18 protein-coding genes are annotated in these 25,062 nt (G+C 60.8%); 15 read left to right on the top strand and 3 right to left on the bottom strand.

Going from position 1 to position 25,062, the window contains the following annotated elements; genetic code table 11:
* Positions 1–30 precede the first annotated feature (30 nt).
* The 8 genes from ACS1BR_RS04970 (at position 31) to purL (ending at position 10,623) form a co-directional block, all read left to right on the top strand.
* Complete coding sequence (locus ACS1BR_RS04970; RefSeq protein ID WP_463560640.1) at positions 31–2,583, top strand: DNA polymerase III subunit gamma and tau; 2,553 nt, start codon at positions 31–33, stop codon at positions 2,581–2,583.
* A 24-nt stretch (positions 2,584–2,607) separates the two neighbouring features.
* A complete protein-coding gene (gene recR / locus ACS1BR_RS04965; protein ID WP_463560638.1) occupies positions 2,608–3,534 on the top strand; it encodes a recombination mediator RecR in 927 nt (308 codons plus the stop codon).
* Between the two features lie 158 nt (positions 3,535–3,692).
* On the top strand, positions 3,693–4,991 hold the full coding sequence (locus ACS1BR_RS04960; protein WP_463560636.1) for an aspartate kinase: 1,299 nt from the start codon (positions 3,693–3,695) through the stop codon (positions 4,989–4,991).
* A 3-nt stretch (positions 4,992–4,994) separates the two neighbouring features.
* Complete coding sequence (locus tag ACS1BR_RS04955) at positions 4,995–5,969, top strand: 3-methyladenine DNA glycosylase (protein ID WP_463560764.1); 975 nt, start codon at positions 4,995–4,997, stop codon at positions 5,967–5,969.
* A 313-nt stretch (positions 5,970–6,282) separates the two neighbouring features.
* Positions 6,283–7,089: a hypothetical protein gene (locus ACS1BR_RS04950; protein WP_463560634.1), complete on the top strand. Its 807-nt coding sequence runs from the start codon at positions 6,283–6,285 to the stop codon at positions 7,087–7,089.
* 123 nt (positions 7,090–7,212) lie between these two features.
* Positions 7,213–7,464, top strand: coding sequence for a phosphoribosylformylglycinamidine synthase subunit PurS (purS, locus tag ACS1BR_RS04945; RefSeq protein WP_463560632.1), 252 nt, complete (start codon positions 7,213–7,215; stop codon positions 7,462–7,464).
* A gap of 1 nt (position 7,465) precedes the next feature.
* The gene (gene purQ, locus ACS1BR_RS04940; RefSeq protein WP_463560630.1) at positions 7,466–8,263 is read left to right on the top strand and encodes a phosphoribosylformylglycinamidine synthase subunit PurQ; all 798 of its coding nucleotides are present in this window, start codon (positions 7,466–7,468) and stop codon (positions 8,261–8,263) included.
* A 41-nt stretch (positions 8,264–8,304) separates the two neighbouring features.
* Positions 8,305–10,623, top strand: coding sequence for a phosphoribosylformylglycinamidine synthase subunit PurL (gene purL / locus ACS1BR_RS04935; RefSeq protein WP_463560628.1), 2,319 nt, complete (start codon positions 8,305–8,307; stop codon positions 10,621–10,623).
* Between the two features lie 4 nt (positions 10,624–10,627).
* On the opposite strand, the gene ACS1BR_RS04930 is transcribed toward purL, so the two are convergent.
* On the bottom strand, positions 10,628–12,589 hold the full coding sequence (locus ACS1BR_RS04930) for a glycosyltransferase family protein (RefSeq protein ID WP_463560626.1): 1,962 nt from the start codon (positions 12,587–12,589) through the stop codon (positions 10,628–10,630).
* An 81-nt stretch (positions 12,590–12,670) separates the two neighbouring features.
* Between ACS1BR_RS04930 and ACS1BR_RS04925 the strand changes: the two genes are divergently transcribed.
* From ACS1BR_RS04925 to ACS1BR_RS04895, 7 genes are all read left to right on the top strand, one after another.
* Complete coding sequence (locus ACS1BR_RS04925; RefSeq protein ID WP_463560762.1) at positions 12,671–13,444, top strand: DUF6270 domain-containing protein; 774 nt, start codon at positions 12,671–12,673, stop codon at positions 13,442–13,444.
* A gap of 29 nt (positions 13,445–13,473) precedes the next feature.
* Positions 13,474–14,115 (top strand): hypothetical protein, encoded by a 642-nt coding sequence (locus ACS1BR_RS04920; RefSeq protein WP_463560624.1) that lies wholly within the window; start codon positions 13,474–13,476, stop codon positions 14,113–14,115.
* On the top strand, positions 14,112–15,626 hold the full coding sequence (locus ACS1BR_RS04915; protein WP_463560622.1) for a glycosyltransferase family protein: 1,515 nt from the start codon (positions 14,112–14,114) through the stop codon (positions 15,624–15,626). Before ACS1BR_RS04920 ends, ACS1BR_RS04915 begins: the two co-directional genes overlap by 4 nt.
* A complete protein-coding gene (locus ACS1BR_RS04910; RefSeq protein WP_463560620.1) occupies positions 15,619–18,045 on the top strand; it encodes a bifunctional glycosyltransferase/CDP-glycerol:glycerophosphate glycerophosphotransferase in 2,427 nt (808 codons plus the stop codon). The genes ACS1BR_RS04915 and ACS1BR_RS04910 overlap by 8 nt, the downstream gene beginning before the upstream one ends.
* 217 nt (positions 18,046–18,262) lie before the next feature.
* Positions 18,263–19,036: a HipA family kinase gene (locus ACS1BR_RS04905; protein WP_463560618.1), complete on the top strand. Its 774-nt coding sequence runs from the start codon at positions 18,263–18,265 to the stop codon at positions 19,034–19,036.
* A gap of 71 nt (positions 19,037–19,107) precedes the next feature.
* Positions 19,108–19,968, top strand: coding sequence for a hypothetical protein (locus ACS1BR_RS04900; RefSeq protein ID WP_463560617.1), 861 nt, complete (start codon positions 19,108–19,110; stop codon positions 19,966–19,968).
* 119 nt (positions 19,969–20,087) lie between these two features.
* On the top strand, positions 20,088–20,585 hold the full coding sequence (locus tag ACS1BR_RS04895; protein ID WP_463560615.1) for an HXXEE domain-containing protein: 498 nt from the start codon (positions 20,088–20,090) through the stop codon (positions 20,583–20,585).
* Between the two features lie 56 nt (positions 20,586–20,641).
* Here ACS1BR_RS04895 and ACS1BR_RS04890 read toward each other — a convergent pair whose 3' ends face one another.
* Positions 20,642–22,297 (bottom strand): hypothetical protein, encoded by a 1,656-nt coding sequence (locus tag ACS1BR_RS04890; protein ID WP_463560613.1) that lies wholly within the window; start codon positions 22,295–22,297, stop codon positions 20,642–20,644.
* Positions 22,297–25,059 (bottom strand): bifunctional glycosyltransferase/CDP-glycerol:glycerophosphate glycerophosphotransferase, encoded by a 2,763-nt coding sequence (locus ACS1BR_RS04885; protein WP_463560611.1) that lies wholly within the window; start codon positions 25,057–25,059, stop codon positions 22,297–22,299. Before ACS1BR_RS04885 ends, ACS1BR_RS04890 begins: the two co-directional genes overlap by 1 nt.
* Positions 25,060–25,062: the final 3 nt, after the last annotated feature.

Here is a 25,062-nt window from a genome sequence, read left to right as displayed (position 1 = left end):
ATCCACCACACGAACGTATAGGGTTGAGCTGTGAGTACTGCACTTTATCGTCGCTACCGCCCGGAAACGTTTGCCGATGTCATCGGGCAGGAGCATGTCACCGAGCCACTGATGACCGCTCTCAAACACGACCGTGTCAATCACGCCTACCTGTTTTCGGGCCCGCGCGGCTGCGGCAAAACAACATCCGCCCGCATTCTGGCCCGCTGCCTCAACTGTGCACAGGGGCCCACCCCCACCCCCTGCGGCACCTGCGATTCCTGCCGCGAGCTCTCCCGCGACGGCGGCGGTTCCCTCGACGTCATCGAGATGGATGCTGCCTCCCACGGCGGCGTGGACCATGCCCGTGACCTGCGGGAGCGGGCAACCTTCGCCCCCGTGCGCGACCGTTTCAAAATTTTTATTATTGACGAGGCCCACATGGTAACCCGGGAGGGCTTCAACGCGCTCCTGAAAATTGTTGAAGAACCGCCCGAGCATATCAAGTTTATCTTTGCCACCACCGAGCCCAACAAGGTTCTGGGAACCATCCGTTCACGAACCCACCACTACCCCTTTCGGCTGGTTCCGCCCGATACTCTGCACGCCTACCTACAGAAGATTTGTCAGTGGGAGGGTGTGACCGTTGAGGACGGTGTGCTATCCCTGGTGGTGCGCGCCGGCGGAGGCTCGGTGCGTGACTGCCTGTCGGTGCTGGACCAGCTCATGGCCGGGTCGGAGAACGGCACTATCTCCTATAACCTTGCGGTGGCGCTGCTGGGGTTTACCCACGGTGAGTTGCTCGACGGCGTGGTTGAGGCATTTGCCTCGGGTGAGGCGGCCAGCGTTTTTTCTGCCGTTGACCGTGTTATCCAAACCGGACAGGACCCGCGGCGTTTTGTAGAAGACCTCCTCGAACGTTTCCGCGATCTCATTATTGTGCAGGCTGTACCCGATGCCGCACCGGCTATCCTACGGGCGATGAGCGGGGACCAGCTGGCACGTTTGCGAAGGCAGGCAGAGGCTTTTGGTGCCGCTGAACTCTCTCGGGCGGCAGACACCACCAATACCGCGCTCAACGAAATGGCCGGGGCGACCTCTCCCCAGTTGCACCTTGAGTTACTGTGCGCGCGGATTCTGCTGCCGGCAGCTGACAAGACCTTGGGCGGCCTGGGTGCGCGGTTAGACCGGCTAGAGCACAGGGCCCCCGCGGGGATACCGGCGGATAGGCCCGAGACCGGGCAGAGGAGTGACCCGGACCGGGGGAATGTTTCCGCGCCGGCCACCAGCCCCGAGGGAGGCGCACCTCTGGCCCATCTACGGCCCCGGCCCACCGAGAATCAGCAGCTCGCCGATAACCGGCAGTCCGCCGCTGCCCGGGGGCCGGAAACACCGGCCTCCCCGCCACAGGATGAGGGGCACCGGCCAGCCGTCGGCCAGTCTCCGGCGACATCGCAGCGGACTGGACACCCGGAAGGTACAGCTACCCCGGCACCCGCGGCGGGGTCACCCGCACACCAGCCCGGACAGAATACGCTTCTGACGGTACGCAATGCCTGGGCAGACATTATTGACCGGGTGCAGTCGCCGCCGGCACGCAGTGGATTTGCGCGTTGCGAGCCTTCCAAGGTTGAAAATGGTGCCCTCTATATCCGCTCCGATATTAATACGCTGCGTCAAGTCAAAGAGTATATTGCCCAGCTGAAAACTGCCCTGGCCGAGGTACTACAGCTCAATGTTGATGTTCACGCCGAGGTGGCGAAACCGGCGCAGTCGACCGCCAGCGGCACCGGGGATCGGGGGCAGCGGGAGCCTTTCACGTCAGCGGAAAATCCCGGCGGAGGACAGCAGGGAACCCAGCACCGGCCGGGTTGGGAGTCACCGGCCGGGCGTCCCCCTCTGGCCGACGGGCCCCGCGGCGGGGACCGGGCGTGGCAGGCCCACGGACAGCCCCTCTCAGAGGCGGCCCCGCAGTGGAGCACTGACGACTGGAATAATCCGGTGACCGACTGGGAGGTTGCCCCTATTCCGTCGGGGTCCGATGACAACCGGCCGGACGGCTCCGGTGTGGCAGACCCGCAATCCCCGGTAGAGACCGGGGCAGAGACAGAAACGGCCCGAACCCAGTACACACCGCCGCCACCGGATACCGCGGAGCAGCCCCCGCAGCTGCGCGTGGTCCGCGGGGACACATCTCCGGAGGATAAACAGGGGCGGTCGCGGGATCACCACCCGGCATCGGACCGGTGGCGGCGCCCCGAGGTCCCGGTGACCCCGGTTGAACAGGTACCGGGTGATGCCCCCGCCGCACCGGCGTCGGAAGCAGAAATCACCCCACCGGCCGCTGCACCGGAAACGGAAACTGAGCCCCCGGCACCGTCCGCCCAGCCCGGGGCCAGGTTCCGCGAGCGCTTTGCCGCCCAGCTTGAGGCCGCCCGCACCGGCCAGCAGGCCGTACCGCGGGAAGAGCCGGCTGCGGCACCCGAAGATATAAGTATTTCCGATGACGATGAAGCCCTTGAGTCCTCGGTGCTCATTGGTCGGGAGGCGGTCGAGAAAGTTCTGGGCGGGGTAGTGATTGAAGAGCAATCTCACGGCAGGTAACCGCCGCGATGTAAGGAGTAAAACGTGTACGATGCAGCGGTGCAGAACCTCATTGACGAGCTGGGGAGGCTTCCCGGTATCGGCCCCAAGTCTGCCCAGCGCATTGCATTTTATATTCTCAACGCCGATGCGGAGGAGATGGTAAAGCTTACCGACGCGATCTCCACGGTCAAGCACAGTGTAAGTTTCTGTGAGGTCTGCGGCAATGTTTCTCAGGATAGTCTCTGCGCGATCTGCCGTGATGACCGGCGCGATGCCTCGGTGATTTGTGTGGTGGAGGAGTCGAAAGATGTGGTGGCGCTGGAACGCACCCGCTCTTTTGGCGGGCGCTACCATGTGTTGGGTGGGGCTGTTAATCCCCTGGCCGGGGTGGGCCCTGACCAGCTGCGTATCCGCGAACTGGTGGCTCGTCTCTCCGATGAGCGTGTGCAGGAGATTATTCTTGCTATGGATCCGAACCTGGAGGGGGAGGCGACCTCCACCTATATTTCTCGGTTGCTGGTGCCTCTGGGTATCCGGGTTTCCCGGTTGGCCTCCGGGCTTCCTGTGGGTGGTGACCTTGAGTATGCTGATGAGATTACCCTGGGCCGTGCCTTGGAGGGGAGGCAGATTATTTCTGCCGGTAACCTGGATGATCAGACCCGCGATGCCGAGCAGTTTGAGCAGGCGCTGGAAGACGAGTCGGCCGCCCGAGCAGACGAGCAACAGAACCGGCAGGTTGAGCCCGCGAAACGGTGGTCGGGGTCAATGTTTGGGGAGATAGACGACACCGAGGGACCCCGGAGCGTCGTTGAGGCCCGGGACGAAGCTGAGGTAGCTGACGGTGAAGAAGCTGACCCCCGCGCCAGTTACCGGCAGAAACTGGAAGAATTGCACAAGGCCCCGCTGCGCACGGCGGTACCAGAGCCGCCCCCTATCCCCGGCAAAAAATACGTCAACCCCTGGGTCTAGGGGCTAGCGACCTGTTTTCTTACATTCGGCCTGTAACACTGCGTAACATTTGTAGCAATACCACCTGGTGAGCTCGATATCGCCGCGGGCCCCCGCCCTGGCGTACTATAAATCCTGCTGGAGATCTGGTACCTATTGATTCTGACTGGAGTAGTTCAATGAGTCTTATCGTGCAAAAATTCGGCGGGTCATCTGTTGCCGATGCCGAAGGGATCAACCGGGTTGCCCACCGTATTGCGCAGACACGCCGGGAGGGTAACGACCTGGTGGTGGTTGTCTCCGCCATGGGCGACACCACCGACGACCTGCTAGACCTTGCCGCAGAAATCAGCCCCGGCGCAGCCCCCTCCCGCGAACTCGACATGCTGCTCACCGCCGGTGAACGTATCTCCATGGCCGTTTTATCCATGGCCGTCAACCGGCAAGAAGGGGTGACCGCCAAATCCTTTACCGGCTCCCAGGCGGGAATGATCACCGACGGCATGCACGGCGCAGCCCGCCTGGTTGAGGTCAACCCCCAGCGTATCCGCCGCGCACTGGACGAGGGCGAGGTAGCTATCGTGGCCGGCTTTCAAGGGATGAACCGGCAAACCGGCGATATCACCACCCTGGGGCGGGGTGGCTCCGACACCACCGCGGTGGCACTAGCCGCCGCCCTGCACGCCGACGTATGCGAAATCTACTCCGATGTTGACGGCGTATTCACCGCCGACCCGCGCGTGGTATCCTCGGCACGGAAGCTTGACACGATCACCAGCGAAGACATGCTTGAGATGGCGGCCAGCGGATCAAAAATCCTGCACCTGAGATCCGTGGAATACGCCCGCCGATTCAACCTCAAACTGCATGTGCGCTCGTCGTTTTCCCCCCGGGAAGGAACCGTGATCGTCCCCGAAAATTCTGACGACCTCAAGCCCAACAACATGAAGGAGATCCCTTTGGAACAGCCGCTTATTTCCGGTGTGGCCCACGACCGTAGCCAGGCTAAAGTAACGGTGATTGGGGTCCCCGATATTCCGGGCTCTGCCGCCCAGGTGTTTGGCCTGCTCAACGAGGCCGACATCAACCTCGACATGATTGTGCAGAATGTTTCAACAGACCGGCCGGAGGTAACGGATATTTCGTTTACACTGCCGCAGGAGCAGGGCGAGAAGGCAGTCTCCACACTCTCCCTAGCCCGGGACAGGCTGGGTTTTGATGACATCCAGTACACCGAGGAGATCGGTAAACTGTCCCTGGTGGGAGCCGGCATGAAGGCTAACCCCGGTGTTTCCTTCACGTTCTTTGACGCCCTATCACGCGCGGGAGTGAACGTGCAGATGATCTCCACCTCCGAGATCCGCATCTCGGTTATCACCGAGCTGGATAAACTCGACGAGGCGGTCCGGGCCGTACACACCGCCTTCGGCCTCGACTCGGGCTCTGAGGCAACCGTCTACGGCGGTACCGGCCGCTAGGTGATGCAGTCCCCCTCAGATTCTGCCGTGCCCGCCCCCGATACCGGTTTTCGCGTGCTCACCGCCGAACAGTGGCAAAAAGCGGCCGAGGACCACAGCCAGCGGGTCGGCCGCTACACCGAACCCTACCTGCAGCGGCGCCATCGCGGGCTCAAGCACCCGGTCGAGGATTTTCTGTTCACCTACTACAGGCTCAAACCCGCCCAGCTGAGGCGCTGGCACCCCGGTGCCGGCACGATCCTGCTGGACTGCCCTCAACTACGGGAGCAGAAATTTTACCGGGCGGCGAGTACCGCCGAACTTGCCGCCGCGGGGTTGTCGGACGGCCAGGTGAGAAAAGCTGCCGGTCATGCCACCACGGTTGACACCGCCGCTTTCCGCCGGGATAGGGGTCGGGTGCTGGACTACACCCGACAGATCCTGCACAGTACCGCCGAAAAACCCGGATTTTTTGGTTGTTTCGGCATGCACGAGTGGGCGATGGCCTACAGGTCCGAAGAAAACCGTATCCGGCACGACTACCTCACCCTACGGCTGGGGGCTGAAGGCACCGACCGGGTGGTGCAAAACCACCGCCTGCGCTGCTCGCATTTTGACGCTTTCCGGTTCTTCATGCCGCAGGCGGTACCGCTCAATGAGCTAAAGCCCACACGCGAACAACAGCCCCAGTTTGAGCAACCGGGCTGCCTCCACGCCACCATGGATATATACAAGTGGGCCTACAAGCTGCTACCGCTGGTGGACTCGCAGCTGCTACTCGACTCGTTTGAGCTGGCCTGGGAAGTGCGCGAACTCGACATGCGGGCAGCCCCCTACGATCTCACCGACTGGGGTTATAGCCCTGTTCCGGTGGAAAGTCCCGAGGGCAAAGCCGAGTATGTGCGAATGCAGCGGGGCTTCGCCCGGCGCGGCACCGAGATACGGCAACGGCTATTGGAAATCGTTGAGCGCGCTCTGCCCGCCCAAGAATCCCGGTAAAGTGCACGGCGACCGTAACGTAATATTTGGGGGCGGGTAGGCCCCTCGGCCACCTACCCGCTCCCCTTTCACCAACCCCACCAGCATAGATTATTTGTCCTAGTGAACACCAAAAACAGCGGATAGTATTCGGACATCTCAGCCCCCGGCGAGAGGCTACTGCCATAAATTAAACCAAAAATCTAGCCCCATTTTTGTGGCGCTTCATCTTGGCGCCCCAGCAAAAAATTTCCGGCGACAGCGGGCAAGGGTATGCCATGATGAGTACAAAATTTTTGTTCTCACCGCTACCACAGACATGTAAGGAACCGCCATGCGCAAAGCGTCAGCCACCGCCCTGACCCTCTGCCTCCTGACCGCCCTCTCCGCCTGCGGGCTAGGCGCTGAAAACACCAGCACCGACACCCGCACTAGCACTAGCGCGGAAGAACAGGTTGACCCTTTCGCCCAAGAAAGCACCCCGGGTTCACGCACCAGCCCCGGTACTTCATCCAGCCCCTCGCCCTCGTCAAGCTCGGGTGGCAAATCCAGCCAAGACTCCGAGATTCTCGACAAAACACTTCCGGTAGTCAACCAGCTCTTCAGCGGCATGTACGAAGAGGGGGAAGCAGCCTCGACCCACCGCGACACCTACCTGCGCACCATTGCCTCCGCCATACCCTCAGACTTCACCGTCGATGACACCACAACCATAGAAGATATCGCCGACCAGATGGGAACCGCCTCGGCGCAGGCTCTCATCGATCAGATGCGCGAAGAACTCCCCTACCTTGCCGTCGTCGACTCCGCCGACCTATCTCCCCAAAAGCAGGTGGCTTTCTTCATGAGATTATCCTCAGCCAGTGTCGGCATCAACGAGGAATCCTCCACATACAAAGATTTCCGCGCCTCCTCCAGCGACACCACCGTAAAAAAGACCGACAACACCCACGTGGTGATAAGCGGCCTCATCTCCGACATCTGGGTCGATGATAGCTTTGTGGGTGTCTCCGGCTCAGACCGCAGCCAATACCACCTTGTGGAGGTAGACGGCCAGTGGAAGATTGACGCAGCGGGCATGCACAGGTACATCCTCAGCGACTCCGACGACTCATCGGGTACCCCCTGGACGCAAGCCTAGACACCGACACACATATGTCCCTACCCAACGCGCCCGCCGCATTCCGGCTACTACAGCACGCCCACCTGGGCTAGAATCGGTAGCAGCTCACTGTAGTTTTTACACACCGAGGAGTACCCTCACATGGCCCGTATTGTTGTTGATGTCATGCTCAAACCAGAAATTCTTGACCCCCAGGGTAAAGCAATCGCCAACGAACTGCCCCGCATCGGCCTAAACAATTTCACCGACGTCCGCCAGGGAAAACGTTTCGAGCTCACCGTCGAAGGTGAAGTCACCCAACAGCTGGTCGACCAGGCCCGCCAAGCCGCTGAAGAGCTGCTGTCTAACCCCGTGATCGAAGACGTGGTCAACATTTCCGTGGTGGAGGCATAGCATGGTAGAGTCCCTCGCCAGCCACGACCTGCCGCTGATCGGCGACTTCTCCCCCACCGGCCCGGACTCCGCGCTCAGCAGTGTACGCGTGGGTGTGGTGACCTTCCCCGGCACCCTGGACGACCGCGACGCCGCCCGCGCTGTCCGACTAGCCGGCGGCACCGCCGTATCGCTGTGGCACAACGAAGCCGACCTCAAAAATATTGACGCGGTCATCATCCCCGGCGGTTTCTCCTACGGTGACTACCTGCGCGCCGGGGCCATTGCCGCCAAGGCCGCACTCATGCACAAAATTATCGAGGCGGCCACCGCCGCCACCGCCCTCCCCGTGCTGGGGATCTGCAACGGTTTTCAGGTGCTCACCGAATCCCACCTGCTCCCGGGATCCATGATCAAAAATGACCACCGCCGCTTTATCTGCCGCGACCAGCGGCTACGCATCGACAGCACTCAAACCCCCTGGACCCGCGGGTTCAACGCCGGGGACGAAATCGTCGTCCCGCTCAAAAACCAGGACGGCCAGTACGTCGCCGACACCAACACCCTCCAGCAGCTTGAAGAAGAAAACCGGGTGGTCTTCCGCTACACGGGCTTCAACCCCAACGGCTCCCGCAACGACATCGCCGGAATCAGCAACGCCCGCGGCAACGTCGTGGGTCTCATGCCGCACCCCGAACACGCCACGGAGGCCGGGTTTGGGCCCTCATCCTCGGGTGCCGGTAGCGCCGACCTGCGCGGGGGAACCGACGGGCTGGGCATCTTCACCTCGCTTCTCCACAGCATTATCGAAGCACAGTAATCCCCGCGCCGGTACCGGCCAAAAGAAGGATCACCAAAAACATGAGTGAAAAACAGTTCAACCTGGACACCGTTGAGCACGCAGCAGCCACCCCCGACACCGAGCTGCCCTGGGCAGAACTCGGACTCAAAGAAAACGAGTTCAAGGACATTGTGGAGCTTCTGGGCCGCCGGCCCACCGCCGCCGAGCTGGCCATGTACTCGGTGATGTGGTCCGAGCACTGCTCATACAAGTCCTCCAAGATTCACCTCAAACAGTTCGGCCAGAAAGTCACCGAGGAGATGAAGAAGGATCTCATGGTGGGTATCGGCGAAAATGCCGGTGTCATCAATATCGGTGGGGGCTGGGCGGTCACCTTCAAAATCGAGTCGCATAACCACCCCTCCTACGTGGAGCCCTACCAGGGTGCGGCCACCGGGGTGGGCGGCATCGTGCGCGACATCATCTCCATGGGTGCCCGCCCCGTGGCCGTCATGGACCCACTGCGGTTTGGTGCTATCGACCACCCCGATACCGCCCGCGTGCTCCCCGGTGTTGTCTCCGGTATCGGCGGCTACGGCAACTCTCTGGGGCTGCCCAATATCGGCGGTGAGGTGGAGTTCGACGACTGTTATCGGGCCAACCCGCTGGTGAACGCGCTGGCGGTGGGCATTATGCGCCACGAAGATATTCGGCTGGCAAACGCCTCGGGTGTGGGTAACAAGGTCATCATGTTCGGTGCCCGCACCGGCGGCGACGGTATCGGTGGGGCCTCCGTGCTGGCCTCAGAATCTTTTGACAGCAGTAAGCCCTCCAAACGCCCGGCCGTGCAGGTGGGAGACCCCTTCACCGAGAAGGTCCTCATCGAATGCTGCCTGGAACTTTTTAAGGGGCAGGTGGTTGAGGGTATCCAAGATTTTGGTGCCGCCGGCATCTCCTGCGCCACCTCCGAAATGGCCTCCAACGGTGAAGGGGGTATGCACGTCGATCTCACCAAGGTGCTCCTACGCGACCCCACCCTCACCCCCAGCGAAATCCTCATGTCCGAATCCCAGGAACGCATGATGGCGGTAGTGACCGACGAGAACCTGCCCCGTTTTGAGGAGATTATGGCCAAGTGGGAGGTCGAATACTCGATTCTCGGCGAGGTCACCGACACCGGCAGACTGATCATCGAGTGGGACGGCGAGGTCATCGTCGACGTCGACCCCAAGACCGTGGCCCACGACGGACCCACCTACAACCGCCCCCACTCCCGCCCCGTCTGGCAGGACGACCTGCAAGCTCACCGTTTTAACGGTTCTGCCGCCGACAGCTTCCGCCCCAGCGGTAGCCAGCTGGCAGAGGCGATCATCGACTTCATGGCCTCGGCAAACATGTGCGATAAATCCTGGATCACCAACCAGTACGACCGCTATGTTCAGGGCAACACCGCGCTCTCTATGCCCGATGACGCAGGTGTGATCCGGGTCGACGAGGAGACCGGGGCCGGGGTGGCGCTCTCCACCGACGCCAACCCCCGCTTCACCTACCTCGACCCCTATGAGGGCGCCAGGGCCTCCCTGGCTGAGGCCTACCGCAACGTCGCCACCGTGGGCGCCCGCCCGGCCGCGGTCTCCGACTGCCTCAACTTTGGGTCACCCGAGGACCCCGATATCATGTGGCAGTTTGTGGAGGCGGTACGCGGTATCGCCGACGGCTGCATGGAGCTGGGTATCCCGGTCACCGGCGGTAACGTCTCACTCTACAACCAGACCTCGGGCAAGGCTATCAACCCCACCCCGGTGGTGGCCGTACTGGGTGTCATGGACGATGTCACCCGCCGTATCCCCTCGGGCTGGCAGCCGGACCACGACGGGCAAGCCATCTACCTGCTGGGTACCACCGCCGACGAACTCGACGGCTCAGAATGGGCCCGCTACCGGGGCCACCTGGGCGGGACACCCCCCAGGGTTGACCTGCACCAGGAGAAAGAGCTCGCCGATATCCTGGTGAATCTCTCGCGCGACGGCATGATCGACGCCGCCCACGATATTTCCGGCGGCGGTCTGGCCGCCGCCCTCGCCGAGGCCAGCCTGCGCTTTAACGTGGGTGCCCGCATCGGGCTGGGAGAGGTTGCCGAGCGCGACGGGCTCGATATCTTCACCCTGCTTTTCTCCGAGTCCCTGGGCCGGGTACTTGTCTCGGTGCCGCGCTCCGAAGAGGTGCGTTTCAAGGACATGTGCACCGCCCGCAACTTTGCTTTCGCCCGCGTCGGTGTGGTTGATGCTCAGGCTGAAGCAATTGAGATTCAGGGGGAGGCCAGCATTCCGCTGGAGGCGTTGCGCTCGGCCTGGTCGCGCACCCTGGCAGACCGTTTTGGCCCGGTGGCAGAGGGGTAGCCGGCTAAAACATCACCTGTTCTGAGCCCCGCCCAAAAAATTTGACCGGTGATGCGGCCAGCAGCTCTCCGTCGCTAATGTCCCAGGCGTGGGCCGCGGGGTTGCCGCTGCGCACCTGTATAAAGTTAAAGCGGTCGCAGGAGTAGATTCTGCCGCCACCGGCAGAGACCGCCCGCAGAAAGGCGGTGTCTTCACCGCGGGCAAGCGGCTCAAAGGGGTGGGCGGTAAAAACCTCCCGCGCACCCGTGAGGGTGGGGCCCGCCACGAAGTCTGTCCACCGGTGCTCGCGTTCCGGGCTGCGCAAAATTGTTGCCCCGGACGAGCTCAGGTGCATGTAGTGGGCCTGTTTGCCCACCACCTCCGCCCCCGAGTAGCGCAGCGCGTAGAGCATGTCGAGCAGATAGTGGGGGCCGTAGAGGTCATCGTCATCGACCTTGGCGAGCACCTGCCCGGAGGCGTTGTCAACAAGCAGATTCAGGCAGCGGCCCAACGGCATCTGCGCCGGTGCCGAAAGCAGCCTCAGTTCAAGGCCGGTCTGCGCCACCCGGTCCGCCAGACCCGCCGGAGCCTCATATCCGTGGGTTAGTAAAACAAGCTCCGCATCGACCCCGGTAAAACCCGCCACGGTATCCAGCAGGTGATTGAGCTGACCCGGCCGGTTGCTGGCCGCCAGCACCGACACCGCGGGTAGCGTCAGCCGATCACCGGGGCTACCGTGACGCGTAGAAACCCCGGCGGAATCCAGCAGGCTGACTGCCCGGTGAGTGTAGGTGTGGTTACCCCAGATTTTTCGCTGGGCCAGGTGGACGGTGCGGTCATTGAGCTGGTCAGAGAGAACCAGGGCACGAATGGTGTTCTGCGCCTGCCGGTCGCCGGTGACCACCGGCACCTCGTCGGGGCTGAAATAGTGTGCGATAGCCGCCGAATCTGTGGTGACCACCGGTGTTCCCGAGGCTGTAATTTCAAAAATTCTGCGAGCGCACATACTGGGAGAGTCGGTCACAGAATTGACGTTGAGAAAAACCTTGTATGCCTTATAGGCGGTGAGCATCTTGGTGTAGGGCAGGGAGCCCACCACATGTTCAGCCAGCGGTTTGGGGAACTGGTAGTTGGGGTTATCACCGAGAAAGCGGGAGAAGATTTCTAGACCTCGGCCCGGGGCGGGGGTAGGGAATGCGCGGTGGGCGGCCCCCAGCAGCAGGTCCATCTGTTGGCGACGCTCCGGGTATTTGTGGGCAAAGTACATGCCGGCAAACGCCACGTCCCTTTCGTGAAAACCGTGTGCGGGGCGCACCGGGTTGTGGATTGCCGTTTGGGCGGCGAAGGGGAGGACACCCACCCTCGAGTGTCCCAGGCGTTTTCTGTATTCGGTCACTTTGCGGGAGTCTGAGGTGAACACGGTGTCGAAGAGGGCCGCGGTGGCTAGAAAATCTTCAAAGTGCGGGGGGTCTTCTTTATTCCAGAAGACGGTGGGGATACCGCGCTGACGGCAGTAGGTAACCAGGGCCGTCAGCTCCTCAGCCGGGGCCTGACTTCCGGTGAGTTTGTGCCGCCAGCTACCGTTTTTACCCGCCCAGGCCGACTCCACCAGGAGCATGTCTACCCCGCCGGCCAGCTCTTTGTGCCAGTTGCCCGCGGTAAGCTCCACGGTGGTGAACTCGTGCCCCCAGGCCAGGGCTGAGAAATCGTCAAGGATCACCGCCACCGTGATGTCGCCGAACGGTGCCGGCCTGAGGCCCTCCTGCTGTGCCGGGGGGAAATCGAGGGTCACCGAGGCGGTGTTGCTGCGTGAGAGGAGGGCGGCCAGGGGGGATGTGGTGGAGACGGTGGGGCGGGCGTCTGCGCCGCTGAGGGTGTGGTGGCGGGTAGTGAAGGCGCGTAGTTGGCTGAGTCCCCCGGTGCGGAGGTGCCAGGCAGCCCGGCGGAGGTAGGCTACGGAATCGCGGAACTGACGGGCCGTTGGCATGAAAGAATCCTCATAGTTGCTGGTCTAGGTGCTTTTAGGCTTTAGCTACTAATGTAGCTTCTAGATGTTTCTGTAGGAAGGATAGGAGGCAGTGCGCTGACTAATACACCTGTTCGCACCTTTATCTATGGTTCGTGCGTGTCCCGGGATATGTTTGAGCTGGCGGGTGAGCAGGAGTTTGTGATCAGACGCTATGTGGCCCGGCAGTCTCTGCTCTCGGTAGGGCGCGACGCCAGCTCCCATTGGCCGGGAGATTTTCGTCTGGATTCACATTTTCAGCACACGATGGCCCGTGAAGACTGGCAGGGGTGCGCGCTTGACCTGCTGAGTCGGGAGGCTGCCGCCGGACTTGATCTGGTGGTTCTCGATCTGACCGATGAGCGTTTTGGTGCTTACCTGTTCGACGATGGCGCGATGGTTACCCGCACGATAGACATGATGGCTACCCCCCTTGAGGAGGTGGCCCAGCGGCAGACTTTTCTCTCTTTTGGCGGTAACGACCACGTGGGTCTCTGGCGACAGCGGCTGAAGGAGTTTGCCGGGCAGCTGAGGCAGCTGGGCCTGTTTGAGAAAACGGTGGTCTTTCAGGTGCCCTGGGCGAGGGAGACAGAGGCGGGGCAGCCGACCCCGACCAGCATGGGGCTGCCCGCGGCCGAGGCAAACGAAATCTACCGGCCCTACTATGACGCGCTGGCGGCCGAGGGTTTCCGGCTCATCAATCTCACCGATTTCCCCGTGTTTGCTGAGCCCCTGCACCGGTGGGGGTTAGCGCCTTTCCACTACACTCTGGAAGTCTATGATGAGATGCTCACCGCCCTGCGCAAATTTGCCGGCGTAGAGGGTGATCCGCGGTGAGGGGCCCGAGGTCTCTTGTAGCCGGCCGGTTGAGGTCTTTTGTTAGGGCCGGGGCCCGCAAAGGTGCCGGGTCCGCAGTTTCTAATGATGTTTCTACTGGTGAGGCCCAGACCCCGGTGACGACCGGCCGACTGCTGCCGGGCCCGGCGGCAACACGGGATACCGCGGTCCTCCTCTTTGGCCGTGATTTTTCTTCCGCTCCCCCGTCGTGGGGGCGGGCGCGAGTCTGCGGCCCGGTGACCCCCCGCCTGCGCCAGCACCTATCCGCCGAGAATCAAGAGCTGATTGCGCTGTCTCCGGGCTGGGCTGAGGCCGTGGTGCGCCACTACGACTGCCATTTTTTTGTGGTGGAAACCGCGGCATTGTACCGCGGGGTTTGGTTCGGGGCCCTGGAACCCGGCGGTGAGCACCTGCTGGACGAAATTCTTACCCTGGTCGCCGCCGCACGGGAACAGCTGATGACCCCCCTGCTGATCGAAAACCACCCCGGGCAAGATACCTCAGGGGCAGCCTCTCTCACCCTGTCAACCCCTCTAGAGCGTCTTCGGGGTGCTCTACCGGCCCGGCTTTCACCGGACAGTCCCGTTCCCACCACCGACCCCTACGCTCCTGCGCCCTCACCCCTGCTACACAGTCTTACCTGCTATGCGCAACAAAGCGGTGCGCCGTGAAGCCGGTACTGGTTCTCAGCGGTAACGGTACCGCCCAAGACTCAATCGAGGCCATGACCGGGCAGCTGCGCGCCCAGCTATCCGGCCTGGGCTGCACCCTCCTCCCCGCACCCCGGTATGCGGACCACCGCACAGCGCTTGCTCAGCTTGACACCCTACTCGCCAGCGAAGAGGTGGCCGCGGTCATCACGGTCGGCTACACGCTGGGGGTAGAGCTTGCCGCCAGCTGGCCCGCCCGCCCCACTCCCCGGCCCCTCTTTCTCGCCGCCCTCCCCGATATACCCGGCACCCACCGGAAGATCTACGATTCTGCTCTCACCCACGTGGAGGACCTGGCGCGCACCGCCGACGCCCTGCTTGTCTCCGATGAGCCTTCCCGCTCGGCCCTCGAGTATTCCGCCGCCGGGGCCTCGGGCAGAACCCACACCCTGGCGGGGCTGGCATCGGCCCTCAACAGTACCGGATCCGCGGCAGTAGACCGGGGCAACCGGGCTTTTCCGCGCCCCACCGGAGCAGGGCGGCCCTGTAGAGTACTGGTCTCCAGCCACGATTTCAGGTTTATTGCCGACACCGTGACCATGCTGCGGCGGCTACCCGGCTTTGAGGTTCAGCTGCAGCACTGGGATCTCGCCAGCGCCACACCCACCCCCCAGCAGCAGCGGCAGGCCCGGTGGGCGGACGTCGTGCTCTGTGAATGGGCGGGTAGAAACGCCGTCTGGTACTCGCAGAACCTGGGGGAGGGTAAACGTCTGCTGGTGCGCCTTCACGGTTTTGAGGTGGACGCCCGGTGGATCGGGGGGCTCAACCTCGATGCGGTAGAGAAGGTTCTGGCGGTCTCGTCTTTCTACGCTCGGCAGGTGGGCGAGCGGCTGTCTCTTGCACCGGAGAATATCACGGTGGTCCCTAACTCACTGTCCACCGCGGTTTTTGAGCGCCAGAAGATGGCCGGTTCCCCGTTTCATCTGGGGATGCTCGGCTACACCCCGCTGCTGAAGCGACCGCAGGTGGCGGTGGAGATTCTGCGGCAGCTGCTGCACCGCGATGACCGCTATGTTCTACACCTGCGCGGTAGCGGCCCCACCACCCACGACTGGCTCTGGTTCTCCCGCGCAGACGAGGCGGATGCGGCCCGCCAACTGTACACCCGGATTGGTGCCGATGAGCAGCTGAGAGACAGTATCGCTTTTGAGGCTCCGGGGGCCAATGTGGAATCCTGGCTGAGCCGGGTGGGGTGGGTCCTTTCCCTCTCCGAGCGGGAGACCTTCCATCTGGCGGCCGCCGAGGGGATGGCTTCGGGCGCTGTCCCGGTGTTTCTGCCCCGCCCGGGGGTGGACGACATTTTTGGTTCCCGCTGGCTTTTCTCTGCCCCGGAAGAAATCGCCGATTTTATTCACGCCACGGTACAAAACGGTACCTGGGCCGAGCAGTCTGCCCTGGCCCGGCGCTATGCCCGACATTTTGACTTTGACACGGTGGCGGACCTGTGGCTGCGGGTGATTCTCGGTGACTAGCTTTGATGTGATAATACCGGCCGCCCGTGCCGAGCGCACGCTCGCTGCCGCGGTGGAATCAGCGCTGGCGCCGCTGGTTCGGCGGGTGTTTGTGGTGGTTGATGGCGGTGAGAAAACCCTGGAGGTGGCCCGGAGTCTGGCTCGGCAGCACGAGCGGGTGCGGGTTCTTCGGTCCCGGGCATCGGGGGTGGGGGCCGCCCGCAACCTGGGCTTGCGGGAGTGCCGAGCCGACTGGGTGCTTTTTCTGGATGCAGACGACGAGTACGCGCCGGGCTACACGGAGGCACTGGCGGATCTGATTGATACGGCCGGCCCTGAGCTGGCGCTGGTGCACACCCGGATCCTGCGGGTGTGCGGGGGACAAGAGCTCGACGACCACCCGCTGCGGTTCCGTTTTTCCTCCGGTAGCCGTGTTATCCGCCCGGACGATGAGCCGCACATGATCGGACACTCGATGGCGGCCGCAGCGGTAAGGCGCAGTATGCTGGTTGAGTCGGGGGTGCGGGTGAATACCGATACGCCCTGGTCCGAGGATGCCGATTTTATGGTGCGCTACCTGCTGGCTCTCTCTGCGCGGTGTCCGGGGTTTACCGTGGGGTTTTCGGCTTCTGCCGTTTACCGCTACCGGGTGGGGGATGCGGGCACGGCAACGGTATCCGCCTGGGCTGACCCGCGCAAGTACAGTCTGCCTTTCACCGAGCTTTATCTACCCTGGATTGAGGCCGCCCGGCAGGTTTGTGGTTCCCTCCCCCGCTGGTTACAGAATAGCCTGCTCTATGAGCTCTGCTGGTATGTGGAGGCGGACCGACAGGTCCACCACCCCTCCCGTGCTCTTGACCGGCAGACCCGCCGGCACTGTGCCGAACTGGTGGAGCGGGTGCTTGCCGCTGTCGATCGGGTGGCGGTAGAGGATTATGCGCTGACCCCGCTCAGCCTTGACCGGCGCATGATGTTTGCCGCTGCTGCGCGCGGGGACAGGTCTGTGCCCCTCAACGGGCAGGTGATCTCCTACCGGCATACCGGGCACCGGCTCGGCAAGTACACCTATTTTTTTACGGGCGATATACCCCGCGAAGAATTTATAGGCCGGCCCCGGGCCCCGGTGCCGGCCAGCCAGAAGTGGGTGAGCCACACCCTGTTCGATATCGAGTTTGTGCGCGAGCGAATCCTGTGGTTCGAGGCCCGGGGCGCCGACCACCCCACGGTGCGGCTCAACGGGGAGGATATAACGGTGGCACCCTACCGGGGACTACCGCGGCTACCGGCCACAAAAGAAACTGCCCGCGCAGGCACGACCGTTCATAGAGTTTCTGACCCGGTGCAGCGTAGGGGCACCGGCCCGCTCGGTGACATCCGCCGGGCCCTGTGGCATCTACGCCACCGGCAGAAAAAAGCACCGGTACAGCGCCGGCAGGTGAAGCCCGCTGCACGGACCTGGTTCTACATGGACAGGGCTCACCGGGCCGGCGATAATGCCGAGGCTTTCTACCGCTATGCGGTCAACCGGTTACCAGAGGTCCACCACGTGTTCGCGCTCAGCCGCAGCAGCAGCGACTGGGAGCGGTTATCAGCCGACGGTTTCACCCTGGTGGACTCCGACCGCGGGCAGAACATGAAGGAGGCCCTCGCCGGGGCCGAGACTCTGCTGGTGAGCGATATTAGCGACACAGTGCTGGCCCCCCTGCTCACCAAGCTGGACAGGCACCAGAGGCTGGTTTTTCTTCAGCACGGTATCACCCGCAAACAAATTTGGCGGTGGCTAAACCCGCGCCGGATCGACGCGATGGTCACCAGCACCGACGATGAGACCGCCGGCATCGTCGCCGACGGTAGCCACTATACGCTTAGCAGCCCGCAGGTGTGGCAGACCGGTATGCCCCGGCTAGATTCTCTGCTGGCGCTCAGGCGGCAGCAGCCGGTGAGAGATACTCTGCTCATTGCCCCCACCTGGGTGCCGGAACTACGGCGGGATCCGGGACCGGCGCGGGATTGGGTGAGGAACTGGACGTCGTGGATCCCGGGAGACCTGCTAGCTGTCGGTTCGCCGCTGAAACCGGTATTTTTTGTGCACCCCAATATGGAGGAGGCACTGGACGGCCTGTCCCTGCCCGTGCCCGCGGTTTTCGGCTCCGGGCTCGCCGAATCCCTGTCCCGGTCGGTAGCCACGGTGACCGACACTTCCTCCATCGCCGATGAAGGCCAAATGATCGGGGTTACAGCTTTCATGCTGCGCCAGTACCCCGACCCCCTCCAGGTGGAGCCGAGCCACCGGCTGCCGGGCTTTACGTTTGTGGACGGGCTGGAGCAGATGGGGCAGCAGGTTTCCGCCCTGACTCGAACGGGGCCCCCCGATCTGCCGATACTGCACGACGGCCACGCCCGTAGACGACTACTGGAAAAGCTGCTGGGGAACTCCTAGCGTATGCTGGGGACGATCCCGCCACAGATTTTATAGATCTTGCCTAGTATAATTACCAGGAGACTTTCCTGATTAGTTTCTAAGGGTTACACTTCAAAGCCACTCTGTATAAAGACACGGCCTACTCAGACCTCTGCTAGCTCACCTTTGTCTTCACCCCTTTGGCATACTGTTAATCAGATTTTGCTTGCTAGATGTACAATGTAAAGGCATATGTATGATTGGGAAACCTGCCCGCATATCAGAGTTCCAGCCTCATAGAACCCACGTTGTAGCCCCGCAGAAGGTGGCCAATACCGGTGAAAAGCCAATCTTATGTCTGACAGCAGATGAACAGCGCTACTGGTGCAAGAGCTTTGATGGGCCAGGGGCTAAGGAAACTACAGTCAACGAAATCATCTCTATAGAGATCGGCAAAGCTATCGGTGCACCGGTTTGTGATTGGGCTATTGTTGATGTTCCTAGGGAACTCGCTAACCGACGTTTTGAGGGAGCTGTTTTCTCAGAGCTTCCTCTCTTTGGGTCTAGAGAAGTCGAGAACGTTATTATTGACGACCCCATACGATACGTCGATAAGGACGATAACTACCATCGCTTTCCTCGGCTAGTTGCTCTTTGGTATATCTGCAACGCAGAGGATATCCAGATGATGTATAGCATCACCGAGGACTACTCCGTATATTCGGTAGACCAGGGATACTGGTTCGGCTCCCATGAGGCTAACCGATTCCTTGCACCAGCAACTGACCCAGCAGGCAAGACTCAGATTCCCCGACTTCCCGAACCTATTCCACAGGAGCATTGGGTCTCTGCTATCAGCACTCTTGAGAATTTTGACCCCAAGACCCTGAACCATATTCACCACTGTATTCCAGATGAATGGGGAGTCGATTCCCAGACTGTTAACGAGATGGTTCACTACGCAATAGGCCGTATCCCCTATGCACTGGATAAGCTCCGCAGGATGCACAGGTCATGCCACCGATGCTGACCGTATCCCCTATGCACTGGATAAGCTCAGGTATTATCAGAGGATACTAAAATCTTAGAGAGGGGGAAGGCATGCTCTACCATTATTGGTTGCTGAGATACGTACCGGACACCGCTAGACCGGATACTGTCGGTGTAGGGGTCGTTGTTATTGGGCAGGATCCCACAGATTTAGCCGTCAAAGTCGTGCGACGCTATGATGAAATCCCCGATATTGGGGGGCCGCGTAAGGAGTTTGCTCAAGTGCTCAGAAACCTTGAGAGCGACCTCATCTTCTACACCCTCCAGCAAGAAGGTTTTGCTCTCTCGCACACTTCTTCTGCTCGATCGTTTATTGAACGGTTGCGTCGCCAGAACTACGGTATTTTACGTATTGATGCACCGATCCCGGCTGCCGGTGAATCCGCTCGGTGGCTCTGTGAGTTCTTGTTTGACCGACTGGTAACCCGTAAGCAGCCTGAGCAGAGGGCTGCTCACCGAGTTACTCAGATTCGTAGCGAAGCCAAGGATTTGTACCAGAGCAATGCGGTGGTTGCCCAAAAGCTCACTGAGGGACCGATAGTGCAGATGGATAGGGGTTCAACCAAGATTGATCTGGCAGTCCTGGCCGATTCTTACCAGGAACTTACCCGAGCTTTCTCTTTCGCTGTAACCCCAACAGCTGATTTAAGGGACCGTGGTATTGCCTTCGCCCACAATATTGGCAAGCTCCGTAACAACGGAGCAACAGTCCAGAGTAGTAGTGGGGTCATCCACCAACTTTCACCTGATAAGACTACTATTTTGGCTCTTGTCGAGTACCCGAAAACCGAGAAGCAGTGGGAAGTATATGAAGAAGCTACCGCCGATTGGGAAAGTTTTGGAATTCAACAGAAGCAACCCGAGCAGATGCCTCGCCATGTGAATGATGTTGCGCTTATGTTGGCTGCATAAACAGGAGCGATAACATGAGGAAATGGAGCCGTGAAGAATCCACAGAGGAATTCTTTACGGTTTCATATCAATTTTCTACCAGATTGACGGTCCATTTATATTGAAAAGATATTTCTCTGATGTTTGCCGATGAACGAGACTGTGCGCGACTACTTTTAGGGGCATTTTTACTGCACAACGGGGAGGAAGTCTCCCACCTGTCGCGCGATGTGGAAACCTTACTACCCCGGGTCAGGCTAAAAGGGCTATGGGAAGATAGGGGCTCTTTTGCCCTATCAACCGTTCTGTTGACAGCGATTGCAGGCACTCTGCTGGAGGGAGGGCTCAAATCACGGGGAACCTGCCGTGCCGTACTTTTAGGAAGTCCCTCAGCTGCTCTGGTGGGAAACGCTTTGTCCCACATAGGGCGGGGACTAGTACAGCGTCGTTATAACGGCGGGCTTATCACCGCACCCCTGATGGGACTACTTGCGGCTCGTGTGTTCTTCTTATCTACACGGTCAGTCAATGTTTCCGCTCGTCGACACATTTTTCCCTTCGGAAATATGGCATCATTTCCCGCTATTGTAGGTTCCCTCTCTATTGGACGGGTTCTTACTCGTCTACGCAAACATTAATCTACCGCTCAGAAAAGCTTCCTTAGAAATAGGCAGTATGGCAGTTCAGATTATAACTAGCGGATAAGTGCAAGCCCGGTTTCCCCGTCAACGGTGAGACCGCCCATCTCCGTGCTTTTGGCGCAGACATCGGCGTTGACGGCTATGAGGGAGAGCGAGTAGTCGCCGGGGTCCAGGCTGGAAAGGTCCAGGCCCTCCCCCGCCAGGTCGGAGAAGTAGGCTTTGCGCAGAGAGAGGGGAAGCCCCAGTTCCCGTATGCGCGCTGCGGAGTCAAGCAGCCCTAGTCTCGCCACGGTGCAGGTGGAGTCCCCCTGAAACACCAGGTAGTAGGATATATCGCCCCAGTTACGCACCGTGGTGCCTGCCGGGGCGAACACCCCGCGCACCCTGAGCCGGTCATCGGCCACTTCCAGGGTGTCCACCGAGACCAGGGCCCTCTCTGAGGCCGGCATAGTGGCGATCTCCCACCGCGTCAGCGTGGTTTTTTCCGGATCGGCCTCAACCAGCAGAATATTCCCCGCGGCCACCGTGTGGAAGAATCGGGGGGCCGGCGCCACCAGGGGGGTGGCCAGGCTCAGGCCCTGCTGTCGAGCCGTCATTTCCACCGTCATGGTGCTTGTGCCTTGGGGAAAGACAGCGGGATCATAGGCGGCATCTCGCGGGGAGACGGACATGGCCGCGCTGTAGTCGACATAGGTGTCCTGTAAGTATCTGCGGGACAGGTGCCCAGCTTTTTTCTTCCCCAGCGGAAGCCTCACCAGCCCCTGCCCGCCGGTGAGTATGAGGGTGCGGTCAACCGCCCCCCAGTCGGTCTGCGGCACCCCGCGAATAAGCGTGGTGAGCTCAAAATCAACCCGCTCCCCGCGCCGCGTCATGTTTTCTATCACCGCCAGCCCCTGCCGCCGGTCAAGCTGATTCTGCACCAGTACCCGATTGGTTTCACTGATCTGGCTGATCTCCCCAAAATAGGGGTAGAACTTATCAGCGCAGAGCTGAAAGAGGGCCAGAATATCCGGCACCGTGTAGGGGGTGACATCGATGTGCTCTGTAATCAGCGGAGACTGGGCTGTAATAAAGTTGAAGAACCTCAGCCTGCGCAGGGCATCCAGGTGGGGCACAATCTCTTCGGAGTACTGGCGGTCAGAGGGGGAAGAGAAAAGGTAGACGTGGGTGGAAACGTAGCGGGACGCCTCCAAAAGCTCGGGCATGATCGAGTCGAGCTCGGCCACCTCCCGATCGGCGTCCACCCCGGCCCGCATCCGCTCAAAAACCCGCTCCCAGTTTTTGCGTACGTAGCTGCCGATAGCAAACTGCGGCACGGTCACCACCACCGCGCCCACCTTCAGGGTGAGCCCGTGGTAGAGGGCAGCCGATCCCCCCTTAGAGAACCCGGCGAAGGTGAGATCATCGACAGTGAGCCCCTGCCAGGTGCACACCAGACCAATAAATTCTTGAACAATCCGCCCGGGCGTGTCACGGCCGTCCTGCACTATATAGTAGGAGTTCTCGGTGGGCTCCCCAAACTCGTCGTAGAGCCACAGCACGTTGTGCTGGATAGAGTCGATAGCGGATCCGCCAAAGTCCAGGGTGTCTTTCGTGCGGAAACCGGAAAAAATAACCAGCAGGTGTTTCCGATCGCTTCTTCCCCTGCGAAATTTATATTTGATGAGTCCCTGTGAGGTTCTATATTCATTGATACCCTCAATGAGCATTACAGTGACCTTTCCGGTAGTGAAATATATTCACAGTCGTCAGGCGGCCAATCTCCGGCAACCATGTGTTTGATCACCTCGGTGATACGCGCACAGTTGTGGTCATCGATATAGCGGTAGGTCTGACGACGGCGTAGTTCGTACTGGCGTTCCATGCGGCAGCCACTATTGAGGGTATCAACAACCCAGGACACCAAAACATCCCTGTGTTCAAAGACCGGCCCCAGCCCGTCGCGGAAGTAGTCGAAGTAGCCCTGCCGGTAGGTGTGCCCGCCCGAGAACATGGTAGCGCGGTCAAACTGGAAATAGGCGAGCGGGGTGTCGATGTATGCGCAGTCAAAGGCCAGGGAGGAGTAGTCGGTGAGAAAGATGTCGGCATCGGCAATAAGCTCTTGAAAGGCGCTTTCCCCGGGCATGAGGAAGGTGATGCCCTCGGATCGGTCAATACTGTTAAAGGTGTCCCCAAAACTGGGGTGCACCATAAAGTTAATGCGGATTTTCTGCTCTTCTAAAAGGCCCGCTATCCGCCGATCGCCGAGAAAACCCCACCAGTTCTTGTAGAACTCTGAGTCTTTGAGTATACGAAGCCGCTCCTGCTCGCTGTCCGCGGCGTTGATACTGTTACGTAGCTCCTGCCGCCAGGTGGGCATCACAAAAATGGAGCGGGCCTGTCCGGGGCGGCCTGTCCGGTTTCGGGCCAGACGGTAAAGGTTGTCATAGCGGGCCATACCGGTAATCGCCGAGTTGTAGTACTTGTATTCGTAGGGTGAATCAAGCCAGGTGAAAGACCGGTATTCTGCCAGGGTGGAGGAGACCACCAGGTCAATTTTCTTGCCGTTGACCCAGCGCGATATATCGTCCTTGGTGATACCGTGCTGGAGGAAGATAAACCGGTAGGAGGGGGCACCAAAAATGGTGCGGGGGGCCGGGTAGATACACTCTTCCACCGCGTCCGAGGAGGCCACCACGGCCGCACTGCGGGCAGCGGCCATCGCCTCCACCGACCCGTAGTCGATCAGCCTAAACCCCTCCGCCTCCAGCCGTTCCCAGTCGGGTGAGCTGCGCTCCAGCAGAAAGTAGGCCGCGGTATCTTTCTCTTCCCTCAGTAGGTGGCGGTAGAGGTGCTCGGCGTTGTCATCGGCCCGGTCCGGGTGGTCGAGCAGTAGCCAGGCTCCCCTGTATTTCTCGGCTTTACCTCCGGCGATAAACTGTTCAACATCCCGGCGGGTCTGCTTGTCAGGGTCGGGTTTCCGTCGCGCAAAAAGACGCCTGATATTGGCGACCAGTTTTTGCCGGGCCACCTCCCCGAGGCTGACATTCTGGATTCCTGCGGCCACCCGCCACCGTTGGAGGATTTTCTGGCCGGTGGTGTAGGCGGGTGTGGAGGAGCGGATCTGATCGGTGACCCGAGACAGGTAGCTGGAGGGGCCGGCTAGCCTGACCGGCGGCAGCTTACCCACCGAGGTGAGGTACTGGCCATCAACCACAAAATAGGTGGGAGCCTCGGGGAGGGAGAAAGAGTATTCGGTAGCAAAAATCTCGTTGAAGTAGATACGGTTGGTGGCACCCTCGTGTGTCACCTCCAGCAGCTTGCCCGCCGAGTAGACGCGGATATCGTGGGAACCGGGCGAGGTGACCAGGGAATAGTTGCGCCGCCCGTCAGGGCGCCGGCCCCACCGGAAAATCCGGGCGGCAGAGGGCTCAAGATCGAACCTGCGGAGCAGGGACTCCCGCAGCCGCCAGGCCGGCTTGTTGAGTGTCTGCCGCAGTATCTGCTCGTAGCTGAGCTTGGCAAAAATCTTCTCGGCAGCCAACATAAAGGCACTTTTGAGCAATGTGTCGATACCGGATACCGCGGACCCCATTTTTTCGTCCTCTTTGAAGTACCACATGAGGTCGTAGAGGATCACGTTAGCCAGCCAGTCGGGAATATAGCCCAGGCGCTCTTCAGCATAGGTGAGGGCCCCCAGGTAGCCGAGCTCGGGGACCACGGTGTAACGTTCGGGTTTAAGCCAGCTCGACTGCACCAGGGAGGAGCTGTCCGAGCGCTTACGGTAGAAGTAGTGGGAGGTGGCCAGCAGACCCACCACCGGCTCCTCAAAATGAGCGAGATAGCGGCAGACCAGGTTGCCGTCCTCAAAGGTCGGGGTGATGTCTGTTTCAAAGGTGAGCCCGTACCGGCGGAGCACGTCCAGCCGCATAAAGGTGGTGGCACCCATCTGGATCGCGGTGGGTTCCTCCAGCATGGAAACCACCCGGTTACCGCCGCGAAATTTCACCCCCAGGGGGTGGGTGTCGCGGTAACTTCCGTCTGAGCCGTCGGTGATAAAGACCCTGGAGCTGAGCAGGGAAATCTGCCCACGGGTGTCGGCGTCAAGAAACCGTTTGGCTTCTGAAAAATAGTTGGAGCGGATGAGGTCGTCGGGGTCCACCGCGCTCACCCACTCGCCGCGGGCGAGCGCTAACGCCAGTTTGCGGGTTTCGGCCACCCCACCATTTTCTTTGGTAACCACCAGCACATTGGGGTGGCGGTCGGCAAAGCGTGTGGCAATATCTACCGAAGAATCTACCGAGCCGTCATCGACGATGAGGTATTCGACCAGTTCGGGGGAAATATCCTGTCGCCGAAAAGAACGTAGGGTGCTGGCCATATATTTTTCGACGTTGTAGACCGCCACGGTAATGGAGAAGAGGGGCCTGCGGTGGTACAGACGGCTGTCTGCGAGAATACGATGTTCCGGCAAGCCTCTACTGTGGTTCACGCG

This window comes from Rothia sp. 18CD1-1, assembly GCF_055285355.1.
The sequence above is the reverse complement of the archived record's forward strand: the minus strand, read 5'-3'. Positions and strand labels throughout refer to the sequence as shown.